This is a genomic window from Brachybacterium sacelli (assembly GCF_017876545.1).
Lineage (GTDB): Bacteria > Actinomycetota > Actinomycetes > Actinomycetales > Dermabacteraceae > Brachybacterium > Brachybacterium sacelli.
The window spans coordinates 492,081-509,576 of record NZ_JAGIOD010000002.1 but is presented as its reverse complement, the minus strand read 5'-3'; the positions used below and the strand labels follow the sequence as shown (position 1 = coordinate 509,576).

Sequence of the window (17,496 nt, the reverse complement as noted above, 5' to 3'; positions counted from 1 at the left end):
CCGGAGCATCCGCATGAACATTGCGCACATCGCCGTCCTCATCTGCTACGTCATCGTGATGGTCGCCGTCGGCGCCTGGTTCGGTCGCGCCAAGGAGACCTCCTCGGGGGAGGACTTCGTCCTCGCCGGCCGCTCGCTGCCCGCCCCGGTCCTCGGCGGGACCATGCTCGCGACGTTCGTCGGCTCCGGGTCGATCATCGGCGCCGCGAACTTCGCCTACACCTACGGGCTCACGGCCGGGCTGCTGTTCTTCTCCGGCACCGTCACCGGCTCCCTGATCCTGGTGTTCCTGGCCCGGCGGGTGCGCGAGCGCGCCGGGCACACCGTCCCCGAGCTGTTCGACAGGCGCTACGGCAAGGCGGTGCGGGTCGCCGGGACCGTGACGATCCTGATCGCCTTCATCGGCATCACCGCCTACCAGTTCACGGGGGCGGGCTACATCATCAGCCTCATCACCCCGCTCGGTGAACAGTCCGGAGCCGTCCTCGCCGCGGTGCTGATCACCTTCCTCGCCCTCTCGGGTGGGCTGAAGTCGGTGGCCTGGACCGACTTCCTCTCGTCCGTGATGATCGTGTTCGCCCTGTGGGTCACCGTCTTCTTCGTCGTCGGCGTGGACATGGGATCGGACGCCGGGGAGATCTCCCGCGCCCGCACGGACCTCGGCCCGCTCGGGGGCCTGAGCGCCCTGCAGATGCTCGGGTTCGCGCTGCCCGCCTTCGTGCTGCTGCTCGGGGACCAGAACATGTACCAGCGCCTGGCAGCGGCCAAGAGCCCGAAGGCCGCATTCCAGGGGGCGGTGGTCTTCATCCTCGGCGCCGTCGTCATGATCATCCCGATCGCCGTGCTCGGCGTCGCAAGCTCGGTCCTGCAGCCCGGCATCGAGCCCGACATGGCCGTCCTGTCCCTCTCGGACGGGGCGTTCACCCCCGGAGTGATCGGCGGGGCGCTGCTGGCCGGTGCCTTCGCCCTGATCGTCACCACGGGTTCGTCCTACCTGCTGACCTGCTCGGCCAACGTGGTCCACGATCTCGTGGGGCAGGTGCGACGCTCACAGCCCCCGACGGACCGGCAGAACCTCTGGATCGGCCGGATCGCGGTGCTGGTCGTCGCGACGCTCGGATTCGTGATGGTGAGCTTCTTCCCCAGCGTGCTCGCCCTGCAGATGTACGCCTACACGATGTACGGCGCGACCATCACGCCCGTGCTGTTCGCCGGTCTGTTCTGGAAGCGCGCCACGGCGGCCGGTGCGCTGAGCGCGATGGCGGTCGGAGCTCTCGCGACGATCGTCTGGGAGGTGACCGGTCGCTCCGACGAGCTGAACTCGGTCCTGGTCGCCCTGCCGCTCGCCGTCCTCTCCCTGGTCGGGGTGTCACTGCTGACCACTCGAGGACGGGTGGATGAGCCGGAGTCCATGGCGGCGCCAAGCCGCTGACCTCCTCGCCGGCCCGCCCGATCGGTCGGCCAGGCGCGCCGAGCTCTGCGTCGTCCCGCCGGCCCTCCCTGCGCACCCGCCGGGCGTGGGACGGCGGTGAGGTCACAGCAGTGAGCGCAGCGGGGAGAGGATCACTTCGGCGAGGCGCGCCATGGGATGGCGGTCGCGCCAGTCCGGAGAGGTGAGCATCTCGCAATGCTCGGAGTCGGCCTTGTAGATCTTCTCGATCTGGGCGGCGAAGCCCGGATCGATGATCTCGACGTTGGTCTCGTAGTTGAACGACAGGGAGAGGCGGTCGATGTTCGCGGTGCCCACCGTGGACCACCGGCCGTCGATCGTGGCCGTCTTCGCGTGGATCATCGCCGCGCGGTACAGCAGGATCGTGATCCCCGCATCGAGCATCTGCCCGTAGAAGCCGCGCGAGACCCAGTCGGCGACGATGTGGTTGGACTCCTCGGGGAGCATCACGCGCACGTCGACCCCGCGCTGCGCAGCCTTGACGAGTGCGGCGAGGATCTGCTGGTCGGGGACGAAATACGGGGTCGTGATGAAGATATGGCTCCGGGCGCGCTCGATCGCCGCCAGGTAGGTGCCGCGGATGGGGTAGACCAGTTGCACAGGAAGGTTCGCGGCCACCCGCACCTCCGGGTCCCCACTGCGCGGCGGGACCCACGCGATCTGGTCGTCGGCCTCACGGCCCTCGTTCCAGACCTGCGCGATGGCATTGCGCAGTTCCCACACGGCAGGACCGATCTCCCTCAGGTGGGTGTCGCGCCACCGCAGGGCGTAGGGCGCGCCGATGTTGTATCCGCCGACGAAGCCGATGTGGTGGTCCACGACCATGATCTTGGAATGGTTGAGCCCGGAGAGCCGGATGATCCCCTTCCAGAACTTCCGGCGCACGAGCGGCATCCTCCAGACGTGGATCCGCTCGGAGAACTGCCGGTAGAACGAGCGCCGCACCACCAGGTTGGCGAACCCGTCGTAGATCACGTGGACCTCGACGCCTCGCTCTGCGGCACCGTTCAAGGCATCCATGAACCGTTGGCCCACCTCGTCACCCTTCCAGATGAAGGTCTCCATCTGGATCGAGGTGCGGGCCGAGTCGATCGCCTCGATCATGTCGTCGTAGAGCGTGGCCCCCGAGGTGTAGATGCTGAGCTGCGACTGCTCCACCTGCGCGTGGAACGTCCCGGGGCGCGGCGCGCCGCGCACCTTGCGGCCGCGCTCCTTGACTCCGTCGACCACCACCAGAGTCGCGATGACGAGTGCCTGCGCGCCGACCAACGCCCCGGCGGCCGTCGCGGCCGACCTCACGAGGATCCGGCGCCCGTCCGCGAGGAGGGCGCTGCGTGGCTTCGTCATGGGCTCACCCTACTGTCGGTGACGCGACGGGACGCCGCCGGCGCTCACCGCCGTGCGGACGGCACCTGGACCAGCCGTCGGCCGCCCCGGCGCGCAGCGGCGCCGGGAGGACCGGGGCCAGCCGGCTGTCAGGCTCCGTCGGCAGCCTGGCCCTGCGCGTTCCGGATCTGCCCGAACTGCACCGCGCCCCAGAAGTCGCCGCGGACGTAACGCTGCTCGGGATCGGGCTCGAAGTCCCAGTGGCGGGCGGTGCCCTGCTGGAGCGCCTCCGCCACCAGGCGACGACGTGACTGGCTGGTGAGGACCCCCGCCTCGAGGCCGGCGAGGTCGTACTGCGCCTCGAGCTCGGCGCGCATCCCGGCCGCCACCTCCGCGTGCTCCGGGGCGTCCGCCACGCTGCGCAGTTCGCGAGGGTCGGTCTCCAGGTCGAACAGCTGGTCGGGGTCGCCGGGGCAGACCACGAGCTTGTACCGGCCGCGCACCAGCGTCAGCTGCGGACGCAGGGTGCCCTCGGCGAGGTACTCGATGACCACGTCGCGGTCCGTCGGGGCCGTCGTGCCGCGGCGCTCACGGCGGGCGGACTCCAGCAGCGAGAGACCCTGGCGCGCGGGCGGGATCGCCCCGGCCTCGAGCATGCCGCCGGAGGCCTCCGTCTGCTCGGCGTCGGCGAGCTCGAGCAGGGTGGGCATGAGGTCCAACAGCGAGACCGGGTTCGCATAGCGTCCGCCCGGCACGAGGTGATCGGGGCCGTGGATGATCAGCGGCACCCGGGAGGACTCCTCGTAGGGCGACATCTTGAACCACAGGCCCTTCTCACCGAGCATGTCGCCGTGGTCGCTGGTGACGATGATGATGGTCTCGTCCGCCAGGCCCAGGGTCTTCAGCCGCTCCCGGATCCCGCCGATGTGGTCGTCGATGTAGCTCACCGCGGCGTAGTAGGAGCGCCGGGCCCGCCGCACCTCCTCGCCGCTGGGTTCGCGACGGTCGAAGCCGCTCATCGCCCGCAGCCGGTGGCTGTGGGGGTCCTGCGCGGGATCGGGGACCTCCGGGTGCGCGGGATCGGGGATGTCGACGTCCGCGAAGCGATCCCAGTGCTCCTGCGGCGGCTCGTACGGGTCGTGGGGATGGATGAAGCTGGTGACCATCAGGAAGGGGATCCGCTCCCCCGCGGCACGATTCGCCCGCACCCGGTCGTTGAGGTGGCGCAGGGTGCGGAAGCCCACCTCGTCGTCGAAGTCCTGCTGGACCGTCGCCTGGGAGACCCCGGCGGTGAAGACCGCGTCGGCGTCGTGATACCACTGCAGACGTTCGGCCGGGTCACGGCGCCAGTCCGGGACCATGTCCATGTCCGCCGGGTAGACGTCCGTGGTCAGGCGCTGCTCGAAGCCGTGGTGCTGATCGGGCCCGATGAAGTGCATCCGGCCGACGAGCGCCGTGTGGTAGCCGGCCGCCCGCAGATGGTGGGCGAACGTCGGCGTCGAGGCGGCGAAGTCGTCGCCGTTGTCGTAGCAGCCGATGTCCGAGGGCATCCGTCCCGTCATCATCGACGCGCGGGAGGGAGCGCACAGCGGGGTGGTGCAGTACGCCCGGTCGTACACGGCGGCATCGGCCGCCAGGGCATCGATGTGCGGAGTGCGGGCGGCCGGGTCGCCGTAGGCGCCGAGCGCCTGGGCGGCCATCTGATCGGCCTGGATGACGACGATGTTCGGTCTCATGCTCGGGGGTCCTCTCTCGGGGTCGTGTCGGGATCGAGGTCGGGGTTCTCGTGCGCATCGGGCGGGACCGTCTCGATCTCCCCGGTCTCCGGGCGCCATCCGTCGGCCCATTCCCCGGTGGCGAAGTCGAAGCCGACCGGCTCACCCTCCTCGTCGGTGCGCTGGTACCAGCCGGTGTACTCCTCATGGGTGGAGTCGACGTCCGCACCGGCACCCTCGCCGGGCTCGGTGCGCACCACCTGCAGGCTGAAGTCGTCGTCGTAGCGGTCCACGCCGTCGACCACCGCATTGCTGACCGCGGCCTCGGCGTACTGCTGGCGCAGGGTGTACGGGTCGCTGCGCAGCTCCCGGAACCAGGCGACGATGATCAGCAGCATGACCAGGGCGAACGGCACCGCCGTGATGATCACTAGCGATTGCAGCCCCTCCAGTGCGCTCTCGTCTCCCAGCAGCAGCATCACCACGGCGATCCCGCCCATCACCAGGCCCCAGAAGACGACCACCAGCTTCGGTGGGCTCTGACTCCCCCGGGTGGTGAGGATGCCCATCACCACCGAGGCGGAGTCCGCGGCGGTGATGAAGAAGATCGCGAGGATGGCCATGATCAGGAGGGGGAGGACGTTGGACAGCGGCAGGTTCTCCGCCATCGAGAACAGCACCTGGGCAGGGACCACTTCCTCCAGTTCGCCCAGCTGCCCGTCCCGGTACATCGAGATCGCGGTGCCGCCCATGATCCCGTAGGCCACGAACAGCAGGGACGAGGGGATGAGGATGACGCCGAGGAGGAACTGGCGGATCGTGCGACCGCGCGAGATGCGGGCGATGAAGACGCCGACGAAGGGCGACCAGGAGATCCACCAGGCCCAGTAGTAGACGGTCCACGTGGACTGGAAGTCCAGCGTCGCCTGGCCCCAGGAGGCCGAGCGCGCCATCATCTGGAACAGCGAGCCGATGTACTCCATGACCGCCGAGGGCAGCAGGTTCAGCAGGAACAGGGTGGGCCCCAGGATGAACAGCAGCCCCGCGAAACCGATCGTGAGCACGATGTTGATGTTCGAGAGGTAGCGGATGCCGCGCGAGACCCCGGAGACGGCCGAGATCACGAAGCCGGCCGAGAGCACGCCGATGATCAGGATCATCATGGTGTTGGTCAGCTCCGAGGCGCCGGAGACGATCACGACGCCCTCGCCGATCTGCAGCACGGCTATCCCCAGGGCGGCGGCGGTGCCGAACAGGGTCGCGATGATCGCGAAGATGTCCACCAGCTGCCCGGCCCAGCCGTCGGTGAGCCGCTTGCCGAACAGGCGCTGGAAGATCGAGGACATCAGCAGGGTGCGGCCGCGCCGGTACGCGGCGTAGGCGACGGCGCCGCCCACCAGGGCGTACATCGCCCAGGCATGGAATCCCCAGTGGTAGTAGGTCTGGGCGAGCGCGAGGTGCATCGCCTCGACCGATTCCGGCTCGTTCGTCAGCGGAGGCGGCGTGAGGAAGTAGGTCAGCGGCTCCGAGGGGCCCCAGAACATCACGCCGATGCCGAGTCCGGCGGCGAACAGCATCGCCACCCAGGAGAAGGTGGAGAACTCGGGCTTCTCCCCGTCCTTGCCCAGGATGATCTTCCCGTACCGGGAGAAGGCCAGGATCAGCAGCGAGACCAGCACCACGGTGGCGACCGCGTTGAACAGCCAGCCGAGGTGGCTCATGGTCCAGGCGTACGCGACGTCGGCGACCTCGCCGACGCCCGCCGGGTCCGCGATGCCCCAGATCACGAAGGCCACCGTGAGCACCCCGGCGACGCCGAAGACGACCTTGTCGATGCCGTAGCGGCGGCGCTGCTCGTCGATCCCGATCCCCGGCACCAGCGCCGGGTGGATGTCGTGGGGGTACTGGGGACGCGAGTAGTCGATGCTCGCCAGGGGGTGACCGGCAGGACGATCCGCCCGTGCCTCCCTGTCGGGCCGCTTCCGGCGGGCGGCGGGCTCGTCGTCGTTCATCGCAGTGCGACTCCGTTCACGTCGGGGGCAGGGACAGGCTGCGGGACCACACGGCCCCTCCACGACCGTACAGGGGACGAGCCGAGCTGCCGCGAGTCGGTATCGGCCCGTGACTTCGCCGTGCCCAGGACGGATGTCGCCTCCCGCTCACCCCCGCCCCTCCAGGGTGAGGTGCGTCGCTCCGCGAGCGGGTCCCACATGGAGAAGCACCCGGGCATCGCACGCCGCCACGGGCCTATCGTGCACAGCATGCTGACCGACTCCACCTTGCGCGAGGCCTTCTCCCACTTCCCCCAGGGTGTGGTCCTCGTCGCGGCCGAGATCGACGGGGTGCCGCACGGGCTGGTGGCCTCGACCTTCACGGTAGGGGTCTCCTTGGACCCGCCGCTGGTCGCGCTCGCCGTCCAGCACTCCTCGCAGACCTGGCCGCTGCTGGCGGAGCGTCCCGGGCTGGGGGTCTCGCTGCTGGGCCGCGACCAGTCCGGCGTCGCCCGTCAGCTGGCCTCGACGAACCGGGAGCGCCGTTTCGCCGGGGTGGGCGTCGAGGTCGACGGGACGGGTGCGCTGACGCTCGAGGACGCCCCGGCCACGATGACCACGCAGATCTACGCCACCACGGCCGCCGGGGATCACGACATGGTGCTGCTGGAGGTGCTCACGATCGACAGCGTGCCGGGGGCGCACGCGATGGTGTTCCATCGCAGCGCGTTCAAGGAGCTCTCCGCGAAGGACCTGCCGGCCTGACTCCGCGAACGGGGGCCGGCGTCCTCTCCGCGGCCGGCATCCACCGCGCGGCCGGCGGCGTCGTCAGCCGCGGAGGTCCGCGGCGACCCCGCGCAGTGCTTCGGCCGAGTCGCGCAGGGTGGCGAGCTCCTCCCCGGAGAAGGGGGTCTCGTGCAGGGGCCGGGCGCCCTCGGCGCTGACGATGCTCGGCACCGACAGGGCGACGCCGTCGATGCCGTGGAAGTCGCTGAGCACCGGGGCGACCGGGAGCACGGCGTGCTCGTCGCGCAGGATCGCCTCGACGATCCGGGCGCTGGACAGGCCTATCGCATAGTTCGTCGCCCCCTTGCCACGGATCACCCGGTACGCCGCGTCGCGCACGTCGGCCGCGATCGCGTCGAGCTGCTCGCGGGTGAACAGGAGCTCGCCGTCGCGACGCCACTGCAGGATCGGGACTGCACCGATGCGGGCGGCGGACCACAGGGGGAATTCCGAATCGCCGTGCTCGCCGATGATCTGGGCGTGGACGCTGCCGGCCGCCACGTCGGCGCGGCGCGCGATCTCCCAGCGCAGCCGCGAGGAGTCCAGCACCGTCCCCGAGGCGAACACCCGCTCGGCGGGCAGGCCGGAGGCCTCGTGGGCCAGCATCGTGAGCACGTCACAGGGGTTGGTCACGATCACGAGGATCGCGTCGGGCGCGACCTCCAGCAGCCGCGGGACGAGGTCGCCGATGATCCGCGCATTGGTCGCGGCGAGGTCGAGGCGGGTCTGGCCGGGGCGCTGCTTGGCACCGGCGGTGATCACCACGACGTGGGAGCCTTCCGCGACCTCGATGTCGGAGCCGCCGGCGATGTCGCTGCTGCCGGTGAACAGGGTGCCGTGGGCGAGGTCGAGGACCTCCGCCTCGGTCTTCGCGGGGTCGATGTCGTAGAGCGCGATGTGACGCGCCGAGCCGCGGATGAGGCCGGCGTAGGCGACGCTCGAGCCGACGGCGCCCGCCCCGACGACGGTCAGTTTCGAGTTCTCGATCATGAGATCAGACTACGGAGCGCACGGACACCCGGGAAGGGACGCCCGTCCCGCCCGTGCCCCGGCGGCGGGTGATCGCCCGCGGGAGCGGCCCGAGCCGTGACCTCCGCGGACTTCGCGCGTAATCTCGGAACCAGGTCGTCGGGAGCGCTCGACGAGAACGTCACGGACCAGGGAGCCGCCATGCCCCTCCATGAGGGTCGCACCTACGTCGTCACCGGGGCCGACGGCGGCATCGGTGCATCCGTCGCGGGGACGCTAGAGGACCACGGCGCGCGGGTCATCCGCTGTGGTCAGGGCCCGGAGATCGACGTGCGCGCGGACCTCGCCGACGATCCGGGGCGCGATCAGCTGGTCCAGGAGGTCGGCCGCCGCGCGCCGGGAGGCATCGACGGGCTGGTGCTGGTGACCGGACCCGTCACGGCCTCGGAGCGCACGGTGCACGAGGACTACTTCGGCTCCCTCGCGGTGCTGGCCGGCCTGCGCGTCGTGCTGCGCCGGAAACGGTCCCCGCGCGTCGTGCTGGTCACCTCGGCCTCCTCGCTGACCGCCGGGGACGGCGACGTCATCAGCGCCTGCCTGCGCGGGGACGAGGAACTGGCCGGCGCCGCCGCGGAGGTCGCCGTCGCGAGCGGCCGGGGCGGGGAGCTGTCGCGGTCCGCGGCGATCGCGCTGAACCGGTGGGTGCGCCAGTCGGCGACCGCCGAGGAATGGGCGGGCACCGGCGTGGTCGTCAACGTCGTCGCCCCCGGCCTGGTGGAGACCGACACCGCGCGGGACGTGATGCTCGCCGATCAGGACCAGCTCAACGTCCTGCGCACCGCGCTCCCCCAGCCGCTCGGCCTGCCCGGGCCGATCCGGGCCGTGGCGGACGCGATCAGCTGGATGGTCAGCGAGCAGAACTCCTTCATGGCCGGGCAGATCGTGTTCGTCGACGGCGGGGCCGACGCGGCGCTGCGTTCCGACCGGCCGTACGTCGACGGAGCCCACTACAGCCCGATGGCGATGGCGCGGATGATGTTCTGGTCGCTGCGGGCGAAGGCACGTCCGCTCCTTCGAGCGGGTGGACCCAGAGGCCGGACCGGGTCGTGAGCGAAGGACTCCAGCGCTGGACCCGGGCGACGGTCTACCCCGACATGTGGGTGAACCCGCAGGACGATCCTCGCAACAGCGACGGGGCGAGCCCCGACGGCGAGCTGGCCACGCTCGAGGAGTACCTGGCGGACTACCGCCACACCCTGCTCATGAAATGCGAGGGCCTCACGCCCGAGCAGCTCGCGCGCCGGTCCGTGCCGCCCTCGACGATGTCGCTGCTGGGGCTGGTGCGCCATCTCGGCGAGACGGAGCGGGACTGGCGCACCTGGATCTCCCCCGAGGAGCCGCTGTCGCGCCTCTACGGCCCCCACGACGCCGACTTCGACGGAGCACGAGCCGACCAGGCTCTGGTCGACGCGGCCTTCGCCGACCTGGCCCGGGAGCAGCGCTGGACGGATGAGGCCCTGGGCGCGCACCGGGATCTCGGCGAGCGCGTCGGCCGCGAGCAGATCGCGATCCGGGAGCTGCTGGTGCACCGCATCGAGGAGTACGCGCGCCATTGCGGGCACGCCGATCTGCTGCGGGAGTGCATCGACGGTCGGGTCGGGCAGTGACCGCGCACGATCTCACGGGTGAGGCGGCGGAACTCGCGGCACGGCTCGACCTCGACCTCGTCGCGACCCTGCCCGCACGCAGCAACCTCGGGTGGCGGATGCGCCGCGGGGACCAGGACCTCGTCCTGCGCCGGCATCACGACCTGCTCGAGCGCGGGCACGACCAGCTCGGGCTGAGCGTCGCGTGGCAGGCCGAGATGCGCGAGCTGGCGGCCGAGACGGGATGGCCGACGGCACGCCCTCTCGGCGAGCCGATCGAGCACGCCGGCGGCTGGTGGACGCTCGAGCACTTCCTCCCCGGACAGGCCCGCACCACGACCGCCCCGGAGCGAGCCCGGCTCCTGGCCGACTGGCATGCGGAGACGTTCCCGCGGGAACGCCTCCGCCCCCGCCCCGACACCCCCGATCATCTGGCGATCCTCACCGCCGCCGACGCCGAGGACGTGCTGAGCCGGTGCACCGATCCCGAGGACCGTGCGTGGCTGCAGCGACGGCACGAGCAGGCGAGGTCACTGGCCGAGGGCATCGACTGGTCGGCGTCCCGGACCGTCCTGGTCCACGGCGACCTCACCGACTGGAACCTGCTGTGGGAGGGCGAACGGCTGACCGGGCTGCTGGACCTCGAGCTCGCCAGCGTCGACCGCCGCGTCACCGAGCTGATGATGACCTGGCGCTGCCGGTACGACGACCTGGTGCTCGCCCTGGACCGGATCGATCCGCTGACCGACCACGAATGGCGCATGCTCCTGGTGGACTGGTGGGCACAGCTGCTGACCCTGGCCGCCTTCCATCTGCGCCGTGACCGGCAGCCCGAGCGGTGGGAGCTCGAGGGCCTGCGTCGCGAGAGCTCGCTGTCACGCCGTCTGGAGCGCGGCTAGATAGTGAAGGAACCCTCCACGCCACCGCGCTCGGCGCTGAGCCCGGTGCCGTGCGAGTGCGGCACACTCGAGGGATGGACGATCTGCTGGTGACCCCGGGTCCCGGGGCACCGCACGGCCTGAGGGTCCCCGCCGCAGAGCTCACCGAGCAGTTCTCCCGCTCCTCCGGACCCGGCGGGCAGGGCGTGAACACCGCCGACTCCCGGGTGCAGCTGGGCCTCGACCTGGCCACCACCACCGCGCTGGACGACGACCAGCGCGCCCGCACCCTGGATCATCTCGCCCCTCGCCTGGCGGGCACCGTGCTCACCGTCAGCGCCGAGGAGCACCGATCCCAACGCCGCAATCGCGTCGCGGCCCGCGAGCGTCTCGCCGGGCTGCTGCGCGAGGCCGTGGCGCCGCCCGCGGTGCGTCGACCGACCCGGCGCACCCGCGGCGCGCAGCGACGCCGACTCGAGAGCAAGCGACAGCGCGCGCAGACCAAGCAGAACCGCAGACGGCCCGGCATCGACTGAGCCCCGCCGTACACTCGGTGCCGTGACCTCGCTCACAGCACCTGCGACGGAGGATGCTCTCACCTCCGCGCTCGATCTCGCCCGCCGGAGCCCCGCCGAGCTCAGCGTCACCGACCTCGCCGACCACGCCGGATACAGCCCGTTCCACTTCTCCCGGCTCTTCGCCCGACAGGTCGGGATCGGCCCCGGCCAGTACCTCACCGCGCTCCGGATCGACATGGCGAAGCGCCTGCTCCTAACCGACGCCGATGCCGTGATCGACGTGGCCACCGCCGTCGGCTTCGACTCCCTCTCCAGCTTCACCCGCCGCTTCCGCGCCACGGTCGGCGTGCCACCGGGACGGCTGCGCCATCTCGCCGATCATCTCAGCGACAAGCCCCCGCTGCCCTTCTCCCTGCTGTCCCCCGGGCCGGGAGCCGTCAGCGCACGCCTCGAGCTGTCGGAGGGGTTCAGCCCGCGCGGCGACCCCTCGATCTGGGTGGGCTGGTACCCGCATCCGGCCCCGATCGGTCTGCCCCTCTCAGGCGTGCTGGTCTCGGGGACCGAGTCGGTCCGGCTCCCGCTGTGCCCGGGTGCCCCGTTCCTGCTGGGATTCGCGGTGCCCCTGCACGCCGATCCCCTCGACCAATTGGCGCCGACGGCCCCGGTGGTCGCTGTCCATCCCGTTCCGATCACCCGGTCCGGGCAGGTCACGCTGCGTTTCGCCGCCCCCACGACCCCGCGCCCACCGCTGCTGACGGCCCTGCCCAGTCTCTGCACCCGATGATCGCGATGCGCAGGATCGGACAAAGAACCCGCTCGCCGCGCGCCTAGCGTGGAGTCACCATCTCGGGCCCGCGAGCCCGCCCACTCCAGGAGGAGACATGACCACCACGACCGGCACCAGCACCTGGCTCGACGCCAGTGTCACCGACCTCGCGGCAGCGAAGACCTTCTACTCCGGACTGTTCGGCTGGGAGTTCGAGGATCTCGGCGAGACCTTCAACCACTATCACCTGATCCGCAACGACGGCGCTCTCGTGGGCGGGCTGATGGATGTCACGGGGATGACCTGTCCGGCGGGCGACCCTCTGGTCGCCGAGTGGGGGGTGTACCTCGCGGTCGACGACGTCGACGCACGCGCCGCGAAGGTCACCGAGAACGGGGGCACCGTCGTCGTCCCACCCGATGCCATCGGCGACTCCGGCCGCATGGCCATCGCCCTCGATGCCACCGGGGCGACGATCGGCCTGTGGCAGGCCGGAGACCTCGAAGGCTTCGAGTTCACCGGCAGCCCCGGCTGCCCCGTCTGGTTCGAGCTGATGACCCACCAGTTCGATGCGGCCTCCGCCTTCTACACCGCGGTCTTCGACGCGCACCTGGTGGCGATGGGCGAGCCCATGGAGGAGGATTCCTTCCGCTACGCGACCAACGGTTCCAGCGACAGTGCGAGCTGGGGCATGTGCGATGCGACGGGCGTGATGCCCGCAGAGGCCACCGGGTGGCGCATCTACTTCGCCGTCGAGGCCTCCGAGCCGGCGCTGGCGAGAGTCACCGAACTGGGCGGGAAGATCCTGGACGGCCCGGTCGACTCACCCTTCGGTCGCATCGCCACGATCGCCGATCCCTCCGGTTCCACGTTCCAGATCAGCGCGATGAGCGAGGCGGTCGGCGAGGCCTGAGGACGCGCCGGGGTCGCCGGACGGGCGGGCTGCGCGATGATGAATGCAGACCGACGCCGCGGCCCCGCCGGCGCCCCCAGGACGGAGACGATGCATGACCTGGAGCACCCGACAGCTCGCCGAGCTCGCGCGCACCAGCGTGAACACGGTGCGGCACTATCACAAGGTGGGCCTGCTCCCCGAGCCCGAGCGCGCCGCCAACGGCTACAAGCTCTACCGGGCCGCCCACCTGATCCGGTTGCTGCAGATCACCCGGCTGAGCGAGCTCGGGATCCCCCTGGCGCAGATCGCCGCGGTGGATCGCGACGATCCCGACGCTCGCGACCAGCTCCGTCGGGTCGACGCCGAGCTCGAGGAGTCGATCGCGCGGCTGACGCGGGCACGAGCCGATCTGGCCCAGGTCCTCGAGCACCGCGCGCCGGCGGTGACCCCGGCCGGTTTCGCCGAGCTCGCCCCCGGGCTCACCGACGCGCAGCAGTCCCTGCTCGCCGTGTACGCGACCGTCTTCGACGCCTCGGCGGTGGAGGAGTTCCGCGAGGCTCTGGCCGACCCCCAGGAGACCGACCGCGAGTTCGAGGAGCTGCCCGCGGATGCCGACGCGGACGTCATCGACGACCTCGCACGACGGATGGTGCCGGGGACACGGAGGACACGCCGCGAGCACCCCGGGCTGGTGGACCCCACGCCGAGCGCACCGGACGGCGGGCATGCGGCCCGCGAAGCGATGGCTCACGCCCTGGTGGAGCTGTACAACCCCGCGCAGCTGCAGGTGCTGGGACGCCTGGACGAGCTGCTCGCCCAGCAGCCCGACCAGGACCCCGCGCCACCCTCCGGACCGCGGGGACGGGAGCGGAGACGAGCAGCCGGCGATCGCTGAGCGAAGAATTCGTTGAACGGTCCGCGGCCCTCAGCAGGCGCGAGCAGTCCGACGGTGCGCTCAGTCGTCCGTGTCGCCGACCCGCGCGACCAGCAGCGTCGGGTTCACGAACCGCAGGTCGAGTCAGCGCACCGCGCCGACAGGTTCCGTGCGGCACGCGGGCGCGGCGACCCCGTCAGCGCTCCTCGTCGGCAGGCTCTGCGTGGCGGCGTCCGGGGGTCCCCTCGGCGGCCGTCTCCGCGGCGAGAGGCTCCTCGGCGGTTCCCGGCTCCGACTCGTCGTCCGTCGGGGCATCCAGCACGACGCCGCGCCGGATGGAGATCCCCACGGCCACGGCGATCGCGGCCACGGCCGCGGCGGCGATCGCGAACCGCAGCGGGTTCTGGTCCCCGCTGAGCGCGGACATCCCGACCACCGCCGGGGCGATCAGCACGGCGACCAGGTTCATCACCTTGATCAGAGGGTTGATCGACGGCCCGGCGGTATCCTTGAACGGGTCGCCGACGGTGTCGCCGATGATGGTGGCCTCGTGGGCCGGGGAGCCCTTGCCGCCGTGATATCCGTCCTCGACGATCTTCTTCGCGTTGTCCCACGCGCCGCCGGAATTGGCGAGCAGGATCGCCATCAGCACACCGGTGGCGATGGCGCCGCCCAGATAGCCCGCCAGCGCGGGGGCCCCGAGCCCGAAGCCGACGGCGATCGGGGCGGCGACCGCGAGCAGTCCCGGAGTGGCCAGCTCGCGCAGGGAGTCCCTGGTGACGATGTCGACGACCCGGCCGTACTCGGGCTTCGCGCTGCCGTCCATGATCCCGGTGATCTCACGGAACTGGCGTCGGACCTCGAGGACCACGGCCCCGGCGGCCCGTCCGACCGCGCTGATCGCGAGGCCGGAGAACAGGAACACCACCGCGGCGCCGGTGATCACCCCGACCAGGGTCTGCGGGGCGAACACGACGGACTGGTCCAAGAAGTCCTGGTAGCGGTCCCCGAGCACGCCGCGGATGGCGTCGGTGTAGGAACCGAACAGCGCGGTCGCGGCGAGCACCGCGGTGGCGATCGCGATCCCCTTGGTGATCGCCTTGGTCGTGTTGCCCACGGCGTCGAGCTCGGTCAGCACCTGGGCGCCCTCGTCGTCGACGTCCCCCGACATCTCGGCGATGCCCTGGGCGTTGTCGGTCACCGGTCCGAAGGTGTCCATCGCGACGATGACGCCGACGGTGGTGAGCAGCCCGCAGCCGGCCAGGGCGACCGCGAAGAGCCCCGCGATGCCGGCACCGCCGATCAGGAAGGTCGCGAAGACCGCTGCGGCGATCACCAGGGCGGTGAACACCGCGGACTCCAGCCCCAGGGAGAAGCCGGCGAGGATCACCGTCGCCGCGCCGGTGCGCGAGGTCCCGGCGACCTGGCGGACGGGCCTGTCCTCCGTGCTGGTGTAGTACCCGGTCAGGAACAGGATCAGCACTCCGAGCACGATGCCGATCACCACGGAGACGGAGGCGACCGCGCGCGGGTCGTCGACGGCCGCGGTCACCTCCTCGATGCCGAGCTCGGCGAAGCTCCCCGGCAGGTAGACGAATGCCGCCACCGTGCACAGCAGTGCAGAGACCACGGCGGAGAGCAGGAACGCGCGGCGGATCGCGCGCAGGGCGCTCTCCCCGGAGCGCGCCACGGTCAGGTAGATGCCGATCAGGGCCGTGATCACCCCGATCGCGGGGACCAGCAGGGGGAAGACCATCCCGGCCTCCCCGAAGGCGGCTTTGCCCAGAATCAGCGCCGCGACCAGCGTGACCGCGTAGGACTCGAAGAGGTCCGCGGCCATGCCCGCGCAGTCGCCCACGTTGTCGCCGACGTTGTCGGCGATGGTCGCGGCGTTGCGGGGGTCGTCCTCGGGGATGTTCTGCTCCACCTTCCCCACCAGGTCGGCGCCGACGTCGGCGGCCTTGGTGAAGATGCCGCCGCCGACGCGCATGAACATCGCCACCGTCGCCGCACCGAATCCGAAGCCCTCCAGGACCAGCGGTGCGTCGCTGCGGAACAGCAGCACCACCGCCCCGGCGCCCAGCAGGCCGAAGCCGATCGTCGCCATCCCCACGCAGGCACCGGTGCGGACGGCGATCTGCATCGCCGGGTCCCGTCCCGCGACCCGCGCGGCGGCGGCCACCCGCACGTTCGCACGCACGGCCAGCCACATGCCCAGGTAGCCGATCAGACCGGAGAACGCAGCGCCCCCGACGAAGGCCACCGAGCGCGCCCCGCGCAGCAGCACCCCCTCCGCCCCCGTCGCACCGTGCGTCGGCAGCAGGAGCAGCAGCACGAAGGCGATCACCGCGAACACGCCCAGGGTGCGGAACTGCCGGCGCAGATAGGCCGCGGCACCTTCCTGCACCGCTGCGGCGACCGTGTTCATGGTCGTCGTGCCGACATCGGCCCGGAGCACCTCGGTCCGGAAGCGCAGCGCCATCGCGATCGCCACCAGGGCGATCACCACGATCACGCCGACGATGGAGAGACTCGCCGCGGACAGCTCTATCGTTTCGGGTGTCATCAGGTCCTCCGCACGTCGTCGTGGGCCGAGAGTTCCTTCATGGCGCGGCGCCCCTCGCTGAGGCCACGGCCACGCGTGTGTCGGGCACCTTAGCCGGAATCGGCGGCGGAGAATACCCCCGGGGGATGTCCGCGCGCCGCCGTCCGAGGCGCACGAGGTCGCCTACCCTGACGGCGTGACTCCCCCGCCGGACGACCACCCACCCCTCGAGCTCACGCGCCGAGGCCGGCTCCTGCGCACAGGACTGGTCCTGGTGGTGCTGATCCTCCTCGTCCTCGCCGTGACCGCCGTGGTGCGCGCGCTCGCGGGCGACGGGGACGCGCCCTCCGCGGCCGCGTCCGCGACCAGCGCGACGGCCGAGGACGCGGGTTCCCGCGACGCATCCGACGCCGGAGGTGCATCCGATGACCCTGGTGCGTCGGACAGCGGAGGGGCGTCGGACGCGGGCGGGGCGGAGCCGGCCGAGGCCGCGTCCGCGACGCCGGAGGCCGAGACCCCCGCCTCCGACGCGAAGGCGGCCGCGACATCGACGACGGAGGAGATCGAGCGCACCGGCGACACGGGCGACGGGACCTGGACCCTGGCGGAGGCCGACGACGGGTCGGAGCCCGAGGCGGGCACCGTCCACACCTACGCGGTGCGCGTGGAGAGCGGCATCGACCTCGATGCCGAGGAGGTGGCCGGCGAGATCGAGGGCATCCTGGCCGACGAACGCGGGTGGACCTCGCTCGAGGACGTCGCCTTCCAGCGGGTCGCCTCCGCCGAGCAGGCGGATTTCACGATCTCCCTCGCGTCCCCGCCCACCGCCGATGAGCTCTGCCTGCCGGCCCGGACCCAGGGACTGTGGAACTGCCGGGTCGGCGAGGACGTGGTGCTGAACTCGGACCGGTGGAAGACCATGACACCCACCTATGAGGACCTCCCGGCGTACCGCGCCTACATGGTCAACCACGAAGTGGGCCACTTCCTGGGTCATGACCACGCCTCGTGCGGCGGCGAGGGACAGCCCGCGCCCGTGATGCTGCAGCAGTCGATGAGCCTTCAGGGGTGCGAGCCGAACTCCTGGCCGCTGACCGACGGCGGGAGATGAGCGCCCACCTGTCTCGACCCGGCGCT

The 17,496-nt window shown here is 71.3% G+C and carries 15 protein-coding genes; 10 read left to right on the top strand and 5 right to left on the bottom strand.

Annotated features, from left to right (window positions below; genetic code table 11):
• Window positions 1-13 precede the first annotated feature (13 nt).
• Window positions 14-1,432 carry a sodium:solute symporter family protein gene (locus JOF43_RS16545; protein WP_209904056.1) on the top strand — a complete coding sequence of 473 codons (1,419 nt, stop codon included), beginning with the start codon at window positions 14-16 and terminating at the stop codon, window positions 1,430-1,432.
• A gap of 102 nt (window positions 1,433-1,534) precedes the next feature.
• Here JOF43_RS16545 and JOF43_RS16540 read toward each other — a convergent pair whose 3' ends face one another.
• From JOF43_RS16540 to JOF43_RS16530, 3 genes are all read right to left on the bottom strand, one after another.
• On the bottom strand, window positions 1,535-2,797 hold the full coding sequence (locus tag JOF43_RS16540) for a phospholipase D-like domain-containing protein (RefSeq protein ID WP_209904055.1): 1,263 nt from the start codon (window positions 2,795-2,797) through the stop codon (window positions 1,535-1,537).
• Between the two features lie 128 nt (window positions 2,798-2,925).
• A complete protein-coding gene (gene betC, locus JOF43_RS16535; RefSeq protein ID WP_209904053.1) occupies window positions 2,926-4,512 on the bottom strand; it encodes a choline-sulfatase in 1,587 nt (528 codons plus the stop codon).
• Entirely contained in the window at window positions 4,509-6,503 is a 1,995-nt protein-coding gene (locus JOF43_RS16530) for a BCCT family transporter (RefSeq protein ID WP_209904051.1), read from the bottom strand. Before JOF43_RS16530 ends, betC begins: the two co-directional genes overlap by 4 nt.
• Before the next feature lie 249 nt (window positions 6,504-6,752).
• Between JOF43_RS16530 and JOF43_RS16525 the strand changes: the two genes are divergently transcribed.
• Window positions 6,753-7,247 (top strand): flavin reductase family protein, encoded by a 495-nt coding sequence (locus tag JOF43_RS16525; protein WP_209904050.1) that lies wholly within the window; start codon window positions 6,753-6,755, stop codon window positions 7,245-7,247.
• Between the two features lie 63 nt (window positions 7,248-7,310).
• Here JOF43_RS16525 and JOF43_RS16520 read toward each other — a convergent pair whose 3' ends face one another.
• Window positions 7,311-8,258: an L-lactate dehydrogenase gene (locus tag JOF43_RS16520; RefSeq protein WP_209904048.1), complete on the bottom strand. Its 948-nt coding sequence runs from the start codon at window positions 8,256-8,258 to the stop codon at window positions 7,311-7,313.
• Window positions 8,259-8,438: 180 nt separating this feature from the next.
• Here JOF43_RS16520 and JOF43_RS16515 point away from each other — a divergent pair, with 180 nt between their 5' ends.
• From JOF43_RS16515 to JOF43_RS16485, 7 genes are all read left to right on the top strand, one after another.
• Window positions 8,439-9,347: an SDR family oxidoreductase gene (locus JOF43_RS16515; protein ID WP_209904046.1), complete on the top strand. Its 909-nt coding sequence runs from the start codon at window positions 8,439-8,441 to the stop codon at window positions 9,345-9,347.
• Complete coding sequence (locus tag JOF43_RS16510; protein WP_342592216.1) at window positions 9,344-9,904, top strand: DinB family protein; 561 nt, start codon at window positions 9,344-9,346, stop codon at window positions 9,902-9,904. Before JOF43_RS16515 ends, JOF43_RS16510 begins: the two co-directional genes overlap by 4 nt.
• A complete protein-coding gene (locus tag JOF43_RS16505) occupies window positions 9,901-10,782 on the top strand; it encodes a phosphotransferase enzyme family protein (RefSeq protein ID WP_209904044.1) in 882 nt (293 codons plus the stop codon). Before JOF43_RS16510 ends, JOF43_RS16505 begins: the two co-directional genes overlap by 4 nt.
• 74 nt (window positions 10,783-10,856) lie before the next feature.
• The gene (gene arfB / locus JOF43_RS16500; RefSeq protein ID WP_209904042.1) at window positions 10,857-11,297 is read left to right on the top strand and encodes an alternative ribosome rescue aminoacyl-tRNA hydrolase ArfB; all 441 of its coding nucleotides are present in this window, start codon (window positions 10,857-10,859) and stop codon (window positions 11,295-11,297) included.
• 22 nt (window positions 11,298-11,319) lie between these two features.
• Complete coding sequence (locus JOF43_RS16495; protein WP_209904041.1) at window positions 11,320-12,063, top strand: helix-turn-helix transcriptional regulator; 744 nt, start codon at window positions 11,320-11,322, stop codon at window positions 12,061-12,063.
• 97 nt (window positions 12,064-12,160) lie between these two features.
• Entirely contained in the window at window positions 12,161-12,958 is a 798-nt protein-coding gene (locus tag JOF43_RS16490; protein ID WP_209904039.1) for a VOC family protein, read from the top strand.
• Between the two features lie 94 nt (window positions 12,959-13,052).
• Window positions 13,053-13,835, top strand: a complete 783-nt coding sequence (locus tag JOF43_RS16485; protein ID WP_209904037.1) for a MerR family transcriptional regulator — start codon at window positions 13,053-13,055, stop codon at window positions 13,833-13,835.
• 175 nt (window positions 13,836-14,010) lie between these two features.
• Here the strand turns inward: JOF43_RS16485 and JOF43_RS16480 are convergent, their stop codons facing one another.
• The gene (locus JOF43_RS16480) at window positions 14,011-16,380 is read right to left on the bottom strand and encodes a sodium-translocating pyrophosphatase (RefSeq protein WP_209904035.1); all 2,370 of its coding nucleotides are present in this window, start codon (window positions 16,378-16,380) and stop codon (window positions 14,011-14,013) included.
• A gap of 175 nt (window positions 16,381-16,555) precedes the next feature.
• Between JOF43_RS16480 and JOF43_RS23035 the strand changes: the two genes are divergently transcribed.
• Complete coding sequence (locus tag JOF43_RS23035; RefSeq protein WP_209904033.1) at window positions 16,556-17,470, top strand: DUF3152 domain-containing protein; 915 nt, start codon at window positions 16,556-16,558, stop codon at window positions 17,468-17,470.
• The last annotated feature ends 26 nt before the right edge of the window (window positions 17,471-17,496 follow it).

Coding starts and splice junctions, on each gene's coding strand:
- betC (WP_209904053.1), bottom strand. CDS start 4,512: ATGAGACCGAACATCGTCGTCATCCAGGCCGATCAGATGGCCGCCCAG.
- JOF43_RS16515 (WP_209904046.1), top strand. CDS start 8,439: ATGCCCCTCCATGAGGGTCGCACCTACGTCGTCACCGGGGCCGACGGC.
- JOF43_RS16545 (WP_209904056.1), top strand. CDS start 14: ATGAACATTGCGCACATCGCCGTCCTCATCTGCTACGTCATCGTGATG.
- JOF43_RS16480 (WP_209904035.1), bottom strand. CDS start 16,380: ATGACACCCGAAACGATAGAGCTGTCCGCGGCGAGTCTCTCCATCGTC.
- JOF43_RS16485 (WP_209904037.1), top strand. CDS start 13,053: ATGACCTGGAGCACCCGACAGCTCGCCGAGCTCGCGCGCACCAGCGTG.
- JOF43_RS16520 (WP_209904048.1), bottom strand. CDS start 8,258: ATGATCGAGAACTCGAAACTGACCGTCGTCGGGGCGGGCGCCGTCGGC.
- arfB (WP_209904042.1), top strand. CDS start 10,857: ATGGACGATCTGCTGGTGACCCCGGGTCCCGGGGCACCGCACGGCCTG.
- JOF43_RS16525 (WP_209904050.1), top strand. CDS start 6,753: ATGCTGACCGACTCCACCTTGCGCGAGGCCTTCTCCCACTTCCCCCAG.
- JOF43_RS16530 (WP_209904051.1), bottom strand. CDS start 6,503: ATGAACGACGACGAGCCCGCCGCCCGCCGGAAGCGGCCCGACAGGGAG.
- JOF43_RS16490 (WP_209904039.1), top strand. CDS start 12,161: ATGACCACCACGACCGGCACCAGCACCTGGCTCGACGCCAGTGTCACC.
- JOF43_RS16540 (WP_209904055.1), bottom strand. CDS start 2,797: ATGACGAAGCCACGCAGCGCCCTCCTCGCGGACGGGCGCCGGATCCTC.